Annotated in this window: 9 protein-coding genes; 6 read left to right on the plus strand and 3 right to left on the minus strand. The window is 66.6% G+C overall.

What is annotated here, in order from left to right; all coding sequences use genetic code 11:
• Positions 1-81: 81 nt before the first annotated feature.
• Entirely contained in the window at positions 82-705 is a 624-nt protein-coding gene (locus tag F0U60_RS54435) for an ankyrin repeat domain-containing protein (protein ID WP_395812487.1), read from the minus strand.
• A 224-nt stretch (positions 706-929) separates the two neighbouring features.
• The gene (locus F0U60_RS54440) at positions 930-3,743 is read right to left on the minus strand and encodes a M16 family metallopeptidase (RefSeq protein WP_395812489.1); all 2,814 of its coding nucleotides are present in this window, start codon (positions 3,741-3,743) and stop codon (positions 930-932) included.
• Positions 3,744-4,006: 263 nt separating this feature from the next.
• Here F0U60_RS54440 and F0U60_RS54445 point away from each other — a divergent pair, with 263 nt between their 5' ends.
• From F0U60_RS54445 to F0U60_RS54460, 4 genes are all read left to right on the plus strand, one after another.
• The gene (locus F0U60_RS54445; protein WP_395812491.1) at positions 4,007-5,230 is read left to right on the plus strand and encodes an AHH domain-containing protein; all 1,224 of its coding nucleotides are present in this window, start codon (positions 4,007-4,009) and stop codon (positions 5,228-5,230) included.
• A 22-nt stretch (positions 5,231-5,252) separates the two neighbouring features.
• Positions 5,253-5,816 carry an imm11 family protein gene (locus tag F0U60_RS54450; RefSeq protein WP_395812493.1) on the plus strand — a complete coding sequence of 188 codons (564 nt, stop codon included), beginning with the start codon at positions 5,253-5,255 and terminating at the stop codon, positions 5,814-5,816.
• Between the two features lie 1,579 nt (positions 5,817-7,395).
• Positions 7,396-7,680 carry a hypothetical protein gene (locus F0U60_RS54455; RefSeq protein ID WP_395812495.1) on the plus strand — a complete coding sequence of 95 codons (285 nt, stop codon included), beginning with the start codon at positions 7,396-7,398 and terminating at the stop codon, positions 7,678-7,680.
• Positions 7,681-7,693: 13 nt separating this feature from the next.
• Positions 7,694-8,212 carry a DUF6968 family protein gene (locus tag F0U60_RS54460; protein ID WP_395812497.1) on the plus strand — a complete coding sequence of 173 codons (519 nt, stop codon included), beginning with the start codon at positions 7,694-7,696 and terminating at the stop codon, positions 8,210-8,212.
• Here F0U60_RS54460 and F0U60_RS54465 read toward each other — a convergent pair.
• Positions 8,172-9,137 carry an alpha/beta fold hydrolase gene (locus F0U60_RS54465; protein WP_395812499.1) on the minus strand — a complete coding sequence of 322 codons (966 nt, stop codon included), beginning with the start codon at positions 9,135-9,137 and terminating at the stop codon, positions 8,172-8,174. The two genes, F0U60_RS54460 and F0U60_RS54465, sit on opposite strands and share 41 nt — an antisense overlap.
• A 340-nt stretch (positions 9,138-9,477) precedes the next feature.
• On the opposite strand from F0U60_RS54465, the gene sppA reads away from it, so the two are divergent.
• Both sppA and F0U60_RS54475 read left to right on the plus strand, forming a co-directional pair.
• The gene (gene sppA, locus F0U60_RS54470; RefSeq protein ID WP_395812501.1) at positions 9,478-11,268 is read left to right on the plus strand and encodes a signal peptide peptidase SppA; all 1,791 of its coding nucleotides are present in this window, start codon (positions 9,478-9,480) and stop codon (positions 11,266-11,268) included.
• A gap of 129 nt (positions 11,269-11,397) precedes the next feature.
• The gene (locus F0U60_RS54475; protein WP_395812503.1) at positions 11,398-11,730 is read left to right on the plus strand and encodes a MazG nucleotide pyrophosphohydrolase domain-containing protein; all 333 of its coding nucleotides are present in this window, start codon (positions 11,398-11,400) and stop codon (positions 11,728-11,730) included.
• The last annotated feature ends 3 nt before the right edge of the window (positions 11,731-11,733 follow it).

Genomic DNA, 11,733 nt, shown 5'->3' on the forward strand with positions numbered 1-11,733 from the left:
CGTCCAGACGCCTGAGCCGTGGCCCGCCGGAGCACGGTTCCCGGGTGAGGTGGTCCGAGAATTCCGGTCCGAGTGCCCGCTTCACCCGCGCGAACGACTCGCGAGCAGGGCCTCCGCCGCATCCCAGGCCCGCTGGTTCTCGGAGGTTCGCGGCGGCAGGTGCTCCCGTGCGGTCCGCCGGTCCAGGTCGAGCACCTCCGGATCCGCTCCGGCCTGAAGCAGGAACTCGATCATCGGCACGTCGAGCCGACTCGCCGCGAGCCCAAGGGCCGTCATGCAACGCAACCCACCCGCCTCGTTGATGCTCCGGGTGGCGCCGCAGCGCAAGAGCAGGGAGGCCATCGCGTGCTCTCCCTGCTCCGCGCAGGCGCGCAGGGGTGAATCCCCCTCGCTGCCTCTGAAGTTGGGCTCCGCGCCAGAGGCAAGGAGTATTCGCACCGCCTCGGGTTGCCGTCGGAAGACAGCCATGAGCAACGGTGTCGCATTCCGGTCAGCGACCAATCCATCGACACGCGCACCGTGCCTGAGGAGCAGAACGAGCGCCTCGACCGGGCCCCCATACTCCAGCTCCTCGACAGCCGCATGTAGAGGCATCCACCTGGGCCAGTCCTCTTTGACGGCATTCGGGTCGGCACCTCCTTCCAGAAGGGTGGCCAATCGATCCAGGTCGTGCTTCTCGATGGCCTCGAAGAGCTCTATCGGCATGACTCAGAGTTCCGCCATGAGATGACCCGGAGCGCAGTCAACAGCCCCCCGCTCCGCCTGATGGTCGGAAATCGCCATGGCCTGACGCTAGACCGTCTCCGGGCATCCTGCAGCGGGCCAGGTATGCCTCGTGGGCCATATACAACACAGGGTGAGAGCCGTCGCGAACCCGTGGTCCGCGCGACCCTCACCCCGTCCCTCTCCCAGGGGGAGAGGGAATGTGGCTACGGCGTGGGCACTGGCGTCTGGGTCTTCTTCTCCGCTCCCGCGAAGTCGCCGGCCTTGACCACCGTCACCTTCTTCCAATCCAGGTACTTCGAGAGCGCCGTGCGTACATCGTCTGGCTTGAGCGCGCTCATGCGCTTCTCGAAGGCCGCGTCGAAGTCCAGTGTGCGCCCGTAGTACAGGTACGCCGCCAGCGTGCGCGCCAGCCCACCGTCATCCGAGCGATTCGTCCGCCGGTACTCCAGCAGGCCCGCGCGCGCCTTCTCCAGCTCGTCCGCGCTGAAGCCCTTCTGCAGCACCTTCTCCAACTCCTCGCGTACCGCCGACTCCAGCTTGCCCGCGTTCTGCGGCGCGTAGATGGCGTACGTGGAGAACGAGCCCACTGCATCCATCGCGCCCGCGGACAGCGAGCTGCTCACGCCGTAGGACAGGCCCTCCTGCTGGCGCACGCGCGTGGCCAGGCGCGAGTTGAGGAAGCCTCCGCCCAGCAGGAAGTTGCCGAGCACCAGCGCCGGGTAGTCCGGGTTGTCATCGCGCAGGCTCAGCCCCTGGCCCGCGAGGAACAGGGCATTGGCCTTGTCCGGCGTCTCGAGCACCAGCGCCTGCGTGCCCGTCTTGTACGGCTGCGCGGGGATGCGCGCGTACGGCGCGGGGCTCTTCCAGTCGCCGAAGAGCTCGGCCACCTGCTTCTTCAGCACCTCGGGGTCGAAGTCGCCCACCGCGGCGAGCTCGCCCTGCGAGGCCCCGTAGAACTCGCGGTAGAAGGTCCGAGCCTGCTCCAGGGTGGTCTCCTTCACTCCCTGAATCGCCTCCTCCAGCGAGTCCGCGTAGTACGGGTGCCCCTTGGGGTAGGGCGAGAGCGCGCGCGAGTAGGCGATGCGGCCCTGCGTGTTGGGCTCACTGCGCTGGGACTCGAGCGAGGCCAGCCGCTCCTCCTGCAGGAGCGCGAACTCCTTGGCGTCGAAGGCCGGCTCGCGCAGCACCTCGGCCACGAGCTTCATCACCTCGGCGAGGTTCTGGCGCGGCACCTCGAGCGAGACACTGGCCCCCGTGGCGCCACCATCCACGCCCACGCGCGCCTTGAGCTTGTCAAAGGCATCACGCAACTCCTGACGGCTGTGCTTCGTCGTGCCGCGCATGAGCATCATCCCGGCGTAGTCGGCCGCGTCACTCCTGTTCCACACGGCCTTCTCGGTGCCCCAGCGCAGGTTGAAGGTGACACTGACCATCTCGCCGCGCGTCTTCTTGGGCAGCAGCGCGAGCTTGAGGCCGCCCGTCTGCGAGCGCTGCACGCGCTTCTCGATGTTGGCGGGGGAGGGGTCGAAGGCCTCGCCCTGGACCACCTCGCCGCGGCCCTTGTAGCCCTCGAGCATGGAGGCCACGTCGACGCTCGCGGGCATCTCCGAGCGGTCCGGCTTCGCGGTGGGGATGAACTGGCCGAGCGTGCGATTGGAAGACTTGAGGTACTGCTCGGCCACGCGGGTGACGTCGGCGGGGGTGACGGCCTCGATCCGGTCACGGTGGAGGAAGAGCAGACGCCAGTCGCCGATGGCGGCCCACTCGGAGAGCTGGATGGCGGCGTTCTCCGAGTCATTGAGCATCAGCTCGATGTACTTGAGCAGGGCCGTCTTGGCGCGGTCCACCTCGTCCTGGGTGAAGGGGGTGCGAGCGGCGTCCTCGACTGTCTTCAGCAGGGTGTCGCGAGCGGCGTCGAGCGACTGGCCCTCGCGGACCTCGGCGGAGAAGGCGAGCACGCCAGGGTCGTGGAGCTGGAAGTTGTAGGCGCTGGCGCTCGCGGCCTTCTTGGGCTCGACGAGGGCCTTGTAGAGACGGCCGGAGGGGGCGTTGCCGAGCGCATGCGTGAGCACGTCGATGGCGGCGAAGTCGGGGTGGGCGCCCTGGGGCACGTGGTAGACGGCGGCGAGCGCGCTCACGTCGCCCACGCGGCGCAGGGTGACGTGGCGCTCGCCATCCTGGGTGGGCTCCTCGGTGTACGTGACGGGGAGGGGCTCGGCGGGCTTGCGCAGCCGGCCGAACGTCTTCTGCACCTCGGCGAGCGCCTTCTGGGGCTCGAAGGCGCCGGCGATGACGAGCATGGCGTTATCGGGCCGGTAGTACTTGCGGTAGAAGGCCTGGAGCCGCTCGATGGGCACGTGCTCGAGGTCCGCGCGGCTGCCAATGGTGGACTTGCCGTAGTTGTGCCAGAGGAAGGCGGCGCTCATGACGCGCTGGAAGAGGATGCGCGAAGGGTCGTTCTCGCCGCGCTCCAGCTCGTTGCGCACCACGGTCATCTCGCTGTCGAGGTCCTTCTTGGCGATGAAGCTGTTGACCATGCGGTCCGCCTCGAAGGCGAGGGCCCAGCGCAGGTTCTCGTCGGAGGCGGGGAGCGTCTCGTAGTAGTTGGTGCGGTCGAGCCAGGTGGTGCCATTGGGGCGAGCACCGCGCTGCGTGAGCTCCTGGGGGATGTTCTTGTGGGAGGGGGTGCCCTTGAAGAGGAGGTGCTCGAGGAGGTGGGCCATGCCCGTCTCGCCATAGCCCTCGTGGCGGGAGCCGACGAAGTAGGTGACGTTGACGGTGACGGTGGGCTTGGTGGGGTCGGGGAAGAGGAGGACGCGCAGCCCATTGTCGAGCCGGTACTCGGTGATGCCCTCGACGCTCGTGAAGGGAGCGGGCGAGGTGGCCTTCGACCTGTCACGGGGCTGGGAGGCGACCTTCGCGGGAGCCGAGGCAGGGGTAGGCCCCTTGGCGAGCGCGGGAGCGGAGGCGACAAGGAGGGCCGCGACGAGGAGGCGGAAGCGCGAGGGGAGGGACATGCGAGGAGGCCTGCTTTCGCGAGGGAATTCCAGAAGTGCGTCTGGAGGCTACCAACCGGACAAGCCGGGGCCGTGTTCCCGAGGAGGGAAGGAAGAACCAACGCCCAGGGGTGAACGGAGCGGGGGAGGGGAGTGCTCAAAATCCCCTCTCCCTCTGGGAGAGGGTCAGGGTGAGGGTCTTCACCCGGTGCACCGGTGCTCGCAGACCCTCTTCACAGGGTTCACGAGCGTGGAGGCCCCGGTATCGAGCAGGCTACCAGGGTATGACGAGCGTTCTCTCCATGCCGCGCCTGGCGCTGGCACTGAGCTTCATCGTGTTCGCCACGAGCACTCCGTCCCGGGCGGCAGCACCTCACGAAGAGCCGTCCCGGGCGAGACCCAAGACGGTACGAGTGGACGCACTGCAGGGTGGCCAGCTGCGGCTCTCCTTCGAGCCGTTACCATCCGACCCGCGCCTGGAGTCCCTGCGGCTGGGGGAAGCACACGAGGTGCTCGACAAGTCCTCACAGTGGGAATCGCGAATGCAGGAGGAATTCCTGTCCCGATACGGTCCGCCCCTGCTGCCTCTGCCGCAGTCACTGGAGACGAGCCGCCTCTACCTGGCCTTGAAGCTCTCCCCCCGCTACATGGGAGCGGGCGTGCGAGAAGCGGCGCGGGAGCTGTTCTCCTCGTCCCTCTTCCTCTCCAGCGTGGCCCTCTCGGTGTTCGTCTACTTCGCGGCGTGGCTGGCACCCGAACCCGTCTTCACCAAGGCCTTCGTGACGGCGCTGACGCTCCGGCTGGCGCTAGCGGTGGGCGTCCTGGAGCTCTCTCGGGTGGCTCGAGCATGCGTCCAGCTCTACCAGGAGGCGGAAGCGGCCAAGACAGTGGAGCAGTTGGAGGCCGTAGCCGAGCGCTTCGGCAAGGCGATGGGTGGCACGGGGCTCCGGGTGTTGATGCTGGTGGCCAGCATGGGAGTGGCCCGGGGTTTGCCCCATGTGCCACAGGGAGGACTCGGCGCGCTGCTGCGCTCGCCCCGGTTCTCGCTCCCCGAGGGCTTGACCCTGGAAGGTGCGACCACGGTCCAGATGGTGGCCGATGGCACCGTCCTCGTCGCGGGGGTAGCGGCGGGCACCGCCGCGGCCACCGGCAGCGCCTGCTCCGATGGCGCCCAGCCGAAGGACGGCCACCATTGGCATCACCTCGCCACGAACAAGAACGAAATCTCCACGAGCCAAGGGGGGCCATGGACTCCTTTGTTCAAGACTCTCTTCGCGAAGGCAGGGATGAGCCTGGATGCAAAAGAGAATCTCGTCTACCTCGCGGGCCACAAGGGTCCTCATTCAGAGGAGTATCATGAGGAAATCCATGAGCGGCTCAGGGTGGCTGTCGCACGATGCCGAACCCAGGAGCAATGTCGCGACGCATTGATGAGAGAGCTCAAGAGAATCGCGGACGAAGTATGCACTCCCGGGTCACGACTTCATCGGTTGGCGACGAAGCAGTAAAGCCATATCGAGGACAATGCGTATGACCCAATATTTCAAGCTGATGGACGACAGGCGATCCCACGATCGTTGGCATCTGGGACCTCCAGTCGACGAGCAGGGGAAGGAGCTCGACCCCTGGCAATTCGACGAGGGGCGGGTGATCGAGCTGGGATGCGTGCCACGCTTTCCGCTCGACATCCCCGGACGCCCACTGGACTTCTGCTGGGCCGCCTTCAGCATCCTCGTGGTCCACGAGCGCTTCGTCCGGCTCTTCGAGCGGCTGGGCGTCCAGGAAGTCCAGTTCATCCCCTCCCAAGTGGAGGGTCACGCCGGGCCCTGGTTCATCCTCAACCCCTTGCGCATCATCCGCTGCATCGACGACGCCCGGTGCGAGGAGGTGCAGTACTTCACTCCCGAGGACGGCCAACCCGAGAAGGTGGGGCAGTACCGGGTGGTCGCGGGCATGCGCATCGACCCCACGAAACCAGGCGACGCCCGCATCTTCCGCCCCTGGGGGTGGACAGGCGCGCTCATCATCTCCGAGGACCTCAAGCAGGCCCTCGAGCGCGAGCACATCACCGGCACGCGCTTCACCGAGGTCTGACGCCCCCGCCTACCAGCAGCGTGCGGCGAACGCGGCCAGCTCGCGGTTGAAGCGCCGGGCGTCCTCCCAGAAGGGCGAGTGGCCGGCGTTCGAGTACAGGGACACCAGCGCGCCGGGCACCACGGAGGGGCGGCGCGAAGGCGGCGCGAGTGCGAGGACCGGGACAGGTGGGGATGTCTGACTTCGTGAGAGCCAGGGCCAAGACGAAGTCTGGGAGCTACGCACCAGACACCAACACCCCGAGCTGAGCGCGGCGCACTCCGAAGAGGTTGAGTGTGAGGCGCGGCTCAGGGGAATCCGCGGCGCGCAGGACACGGATGGCATCGGGCCGCAAGGCCCAATCACTCCCGACCCGGTCCCGCTCCCTCTGAACGGAAAACCAGAAAGACGGCCTGCTGTCATCCGCAACCGACTCACACGGCCTGCGGTTCACAAGCACGGTTGACACGACAACCGGGGCATCAAAATGCTCCCGTGTTGTGCGGTTACCGCAACTCTTCCTCATGAAATAACCAACGCCAGACATGCTGGATTGTGCAGCCCCGCTTCCCATGGAGGTGGCACGAAAGTAGTGAGAGAGGTCGAGGACATAGTCTGGAGCCTTCCCAATGCCGAGTGGCACCCCTTCAACAACCCCCTTCGATCGAGTAGCACCAATCTCTCCGCAGTATGCGACGTAGATATTGGGATTGCCGTGCAGGAAGCGCGTGTTGTGGAACTTCTGGGGGACCACACCCCAGTCGGCTCTCCGGGCCAATGCATGGCAATGAGGCTTTCGACCTTCAAAACCCAAGACAACGGGGACTTGGAGGTGCAGAGCGCCGCGGCCTCGCCCGTCAACACCGAGCACAATCGAGGTGAGCCCCGCATCATGGAGGGTCGTGAATCGCCTTACGAACTCCGTAGCACCCAACAAACACTTCCGGACGACCTCGACGGCATCACTCTCCGCGGATTGCTCTCGAAGGTCTCCAACCAGAATCCCCGCTGGAAATCCAAGGCACCGCGGCACCGAGTTGCTTTCCTCGACCAGCTTCAATCCCGAGTTCGCCAATCGGACTCCATGAGTGTTGAAGTCCCCAATCGAACAATTACCGCGGAGACGAAAGTCGGACTCCTCGTAGGGGATGAGGGTTCCGATGTCGAAGCGCCCGGGTTTGCCCGGCTCCACGAAGCAATCGAGCAACCACTCCGCAGGTGGTGGCTGATGCCGACTTCGACCCTTGGAGTACTTCGCTCGCACGTCTCTGAGCATCATGAGGACTCCCTTCTTCCATGAATGCGAGCGCCCCACGTTCAATCAAGGCATATCCTCGCATCTGCCCTGTGGCTGACGGAGTGCCCCCTGACTGCGGCACGCACTCGCCATCGCCTGTTAATTGTGAAGTTCGTCGCAGCAACCTCTCCAGCATCACGCCCCTGGGTGCACATGCGGCGTACACGGCACACGGCGTTCGGAAGGGCATGGAGTCGCCTGCTCTCAGCGGCACTGACTCTTTCTGGATGCGCGCCGGGCATCCACGTGCGAGGAGCGGGCCTTCATGCCTCGCCGCGAAGCAATGAGTGTGACAGGACGCCCATGGCGTGCATGCCGCTACGAGACTTCTGCGACCTGCACCCGGGTGAATGCTTCGGCCCGATGCCCGAGCCTCAGCAGGAGCCCGATGCCCCTCCCGAGGAACAGGCGGCGCCTCCGCCCAACCTGAGCCGGTGCCTCGATGCATGCGCAGCAGGCGGGGAAGTCCTGCGAACCTTCTGCCGCTCGATCAAGGACCCCAAGCTCAAGGCAGGATGCTGGGGTCTGGAGTTCGTGAGCGAGACCGCCTGCCGAGGCTGGTGCTTCTGGCACTATGGCAAGAAGTGAGGCCCGGGAACCCATGACCCCTCGAGCGAAGAAACCCACCAGGAAGGAACTGGCCAGACCCCATGCGCTCGGCCCGCTCATCGCGGAACGGACCCTGACGGTCGCCGGGCACGATGATTCGTTCGTCCATGTCCGAGTTGGGAAGCCCAGGAAGGATTCCGCGACGGGCGACTACTTCTGCCCGTTCTCCATCAAGGGACTCCATCCCCAGCGTGTCCACGAAGCCTGGGGGATGGACTCCATGCAGGCGCTCCAGAACGCCCTGCAGGCCATCCGCATCGAGCTCGCTCCCCATGCCGACAGGCTCAGGTGGGAGGGCGGACAGGACGGTTGGCTGGGATTCCCCAAGGTGATTCCCGACCTCTTCGGCCCCGCCTTCATACAGCGTCTCGAAAAACTGGTGGACCGCGAGACGGATCGCTTCGCGCGCTCCCTGGAAGAAGCCAGCCGACGTGCCGAACAACCAGGCCGGGGAAAGAAGAAGCCCCCGCCTACCAGCAGCGCGCGGCGAACGCGGCCAGCTCGCGGTTGAAGCGCCGGGCGTCCTCCCAGAAGGGCGAGTGGCCGGCGTTCGGGTACAGGGACACCAGCGCGCCAGGCACCACGGAGGCGATGTGGTGGCCCGAGGCGGGCAGCACCACGCGGTCCTCCAGGCCGTGGGACACGAGCACGGGAAGGGTCAGCCGGCTCAGCACGTCGTCGTTGTCCGCGATGCGCGCGCACAGGGCCTCGCGCACGTGGGCCGGCGCCAGCTCGTTGTAGGTCAGCACCAGGCGCTGGGTCTCCGGCGACACCGGGCGGTGATGCAAGAGCGAGACGAAGCGCTCCAGGGTGTCGCGGCTCGCGTCCTCGTCCTGCTCGGAGAAGAGCCCGGGGATGAGCGAGCGCAGCTCGGACGAGAGCAGGCTGAAGGCCTCCTCGGAGCCGCACTTCACCATGGAGGACACGAAGTTCACCCCGGCCAGGTGCTCCTGGCCGTAGTGGCGCAGGTAGTCGGAGACGACCATGCCGCCGTAGGACCAGGCGACGAGCAGGGGCCGCTCCAGCTCGAGCGCGGTGATGACGGCGTGCAGGTCATCGGCCCACAGCCGCCCGTCACCGTAGGCGCCGTAGGGCTTGCCCGAGTGCCCGTGCCCTCGCAGGTCCACCGCCACCAACCGGAAGCCCAGGCCCAGGGCGCTGTGGAGCTGGCGCCGCCACGACAGGTAGCACTGGGAGAAGCCGTGCACGAAGAGGATGGGGGGCCCGTAGAGGTCGCCCGCGTCGTACACGCGCAGGCTCACCCCGCCCGCGCCCTCGAGCGTGTGGACGCGGACGGGAATGGGCTCGGAGAAGGAGAAAGCACCCTCGGCGTCCCTCATTCCCGGGCTCGCCTCCAGGAGGCTCATGGACGTAGCGGGTTGGACCCGCGCCGGAGGAGAGGGCGTCTGCACGCAAAGTGAGAGGGTGTCGTCCATGGCGGGGGTTGTCCTGTTCGGGAGCGCACGGCTTCCCAGAAGGAATAGGCATCGGTGCAACCCCCGGAACCCCTCCCTCTAGTCCGCGGCTCGCGTTTTCTCCGGAAACCTTGACTGTTTGGGCTTGCAGGGTCTGCCGGATGACACTCCAGGACGAAGCAGGAGAGGACGCCGGCTGTCCGGGGGAGGGCCGAAACGCTGTGGGGTGGGAGACGTCTGGCCGCTCGTCACACCGGGGGGCATGGAATGGGAAGAGGGCGAGCGTCGTATGAGGAGGCGGTTAGTAGTAAGCCCTGCGCATACACGCAGGTGTCACACACAGGTGTCAGGAGCCTGGCGCATGAAACGCTTCTTCATCGGTTCGCTCGCATTGGTGGGCGCGCTGAGCCTCCTCTTCGTGGGGGCCGTGGTGGGGCTGGTCATCCTTGGGGCGTCGAACAAGCCCGGGGTGCCGGCAGAGGTGGTGCTGGAGTTGGAGCTGAGCGAGCCCTTGGAGGAGTACGTGCCGGAGGACTCGCTGGCGGGGGCCTTCGGAGACGAGAAGCTGACGGTGCGGGACGTGGTGGACGCGCTGGAGAAGGCGGGGGAGGACGCGCGGGTAAAGGCGCTGGTGGTGAAGCTGGACGGGGCGCCGGGGAGCCTGGCGGTGGTGCAGGAGGTGCGCGACGCGGTGAAGGCCTTCCGGGCGAAGGGGAAGAAGGCGGTGGTGTACGCGGACACCTTTGGCGAGGGCGGGGGCGCGACGGGGGCGTACTACCTGGCCACGGCGTTCGACGAAATCTACATCCAGCCCTCGGGGGACGTGTCGGTGGTGGGGGCGGCGGTGGAGACGCCGTTTGGGCGCGACATGCTGGCCAAGCTCGGGGTGAAGCCGAGGATGGGCAAGCGCTACGAGTACAAGGCGGCGGTGAACTCGTACACGGAGCAGACGTACACGGAGGCGCACCGGGAGGAGACGGAGCGCTTTCTGACGAGCCTCTTCGGGCAGGTGGTGAAGGGGGTGGCGGAGGGCCGCGAGCTGAGTGAGGAGCAGGTGAAGGCGGCCATCGACGCGGCGCCGCTGCTGGGGAAGGAGGCGCTGGAGGCGAAGCTGGTGGACGGGCTGCTCTACCGCGACGAGGTGTACGCGAAGGTGAAGGAGGAGGCGGGCAAGGGGGCGCAGCTCCTGTACGTGGAGAAGTACCTGGAGCGAGCGGGGAGGCCGAACACGCACGGCCCGGTGGTGGCGCTCATCTACGGGGCGGGAGGGATTTCACGAGGCCGCAGCCACACCAACCCGATGTCGGGCGAGGTGACGATGGGGAGCGAGACGGTGGCGGCGGCGATCCGCAAGGCAGCGGATGACGAGCGGGTGAAGGCGATTGTCTTCCGGGTGGACAGCCCTGGAGGCAGCTACGTGGCGAGCGACACGGTGCGCCGCGAGGTGCAGCGGGCGAAGGAGAAGGGCAAGCCTGTCATCGTGTCGATGGGGACGTACGCGGCGAGCGGTGGGTACTTCGTGTCGATGGACGCGGACAAGATTGTGGCGCAGCCGGGGACGCTGACGGGGAGCATTGGGGTGTACAGCGGGAAGCTGGTGACGGCGGACTTCTGGGAGAAGCTGGGGGTGAACTGGGAGACGCTGGCGGTGGGGAAGAACGCGGCGATGTACAGCTCGGACCTGGACTTCACGCCGGAGCAGCTGGCGAAGCACGAGTCGTCCTTGGACCGGGTGTACGAGGACTTCACGGCGAAGGCGGCGGCGGGGAGGAAGATGCCGGTGGAGAAGCTGCGGGAGGTGGCGAAGGGGAGGGTGTGGACGGGGGAGGACGCGAAGGAGCGGGGGCTGGTAGACGAGCTGGGAGGCTTCGGGGTGGCGCTGAAGCTGGCGAAGGAGGCGGCGAAGCTGGAGGGCCCGGTGAAGGTGGAGATGTTCCCGAGGAAGAAGGGGACGGCGGAGGTACTGGCGGAGCTGCTGGGGGAGAAGAAGGGGGAGAACAGCGAAGACGAGGAAGCGGGAGCGGAGGTGAGCGCGCCGTGGAGTCCGGTGCTGAAGCAGACGCAAGCGCTGTACCAGCTAGGAGTGAAGCTGGGCATGGTGGAGGAGCGCCGTCAGATGTTGTCCGCCCCAGTCCCGGACACCACCTGGTAACCCAAGCACCAACCCTCCCTCTCCCTTCGGGAGAGGGTCGGGGTGAGGGTATCGAGGACCTCGGGGTGGAAGTCACTTGAGCGCCACCGTGGTTGACACGCGAAAGGCGGGTCAGCGAGGAAGGGGAGCATGATCACACTCCCCGAAGGCGCGACGATGAAGGACTACCAGCGCTACATCCACGAGCTGGAGACGATGCACGGATGGCTGAAGGTAGACCTGGTGCACAACTGTTTCCTCATGGGAGAGGAGATGGGAGAGCTGTTCAAGGCGGTGCGCCGGTACAACAAGCTCTTTGACGAGGGCCAGAGCACGCCGACGGAGGAGGCGAAAGCGCACCTGGCGGAGGAGCTGGTGGATGTCTTCAACTACCTGTTGGCCATCTCGAATCGAGTCGGGGTGGACCTGGAGCAGGCGTTCCGGGACAAGAACGCGCGCAACCAGCAGCGCACGTGGAGCTGAGTC

Source organism: Archangium minus (assembly GCF_044360475.1).
GTDB classification, from domain to species: Bacteria; Myxococcota; Myxococcia; order Myxococcales; family Myxococcaceae; genus Archangium; species Archangium minus.

Bases quoted from the DNA above. Each gene is read 5' to 3' on its own strand.
- F0U60_RS54435 (WP_395812487.1), bottom strand. From the start codon at position 705: ATGCCGATAGAGCTCTTCGAGGCCATCGAGAAGCACGACCTGGATCGA.
- F0U60_RS54440 (WP_395812489.1), bottom strand. From the start codon at position 3,743: ATGTCCCTCCCCTCGCGCTTCCGCCTCCTCGTCGCGGCCCTCCTTGTC.
- F0U60_RS54445 (WP_395812491.1), top strand. From the start codon at position 4,007: ATGACGAGCGTTCTCTCCATGCCGCGCCTGGCGCTGGCACTGAGCTTC.
- F0U60_RS54450 (WP_395812493.1), top strand. From the start codon at position 5,253: ATGACCCAATATTTCAAGCTGATGGACGACAGGCGATCCCACGATCGT.
- F0U60_RS54455 (WP_395812495.1), top strand. From the start codon at position 7,396: ATGGCGTGCATGCCGCTACGAGACTTCTGCGACCTGCACCCGGGTGAA.
- F0U60_RS54460 (WP_395812497.1), top strand. From the start codon at position 7,694: ATGACCCCTCGAGCGAAGAAACCCACCAGGAAGGAACTGGCCAGACCC.
- F0U60_RS54465 (WP_395812499.1), bottom strand. From the start codon at position 9,137: ATGGACGACACCCTCTCACTTTGCGTGCAGACGCCCTCTCCTCCGGCG.
- sppA (WP_395812501.1), top strand. From the start codon at position 9,478: ATGAAACGCTTCTTCATCGGTTCGCTCGCATTGGTGGGCGCGCTGAGC.
- F0U60_RS54475 (WP_395812503.1), top strand. From the start codon at position 11,398: ATGATCACACTCCCCGAAGGCGCGACGATGAAGGACTACCAGCGCTAC.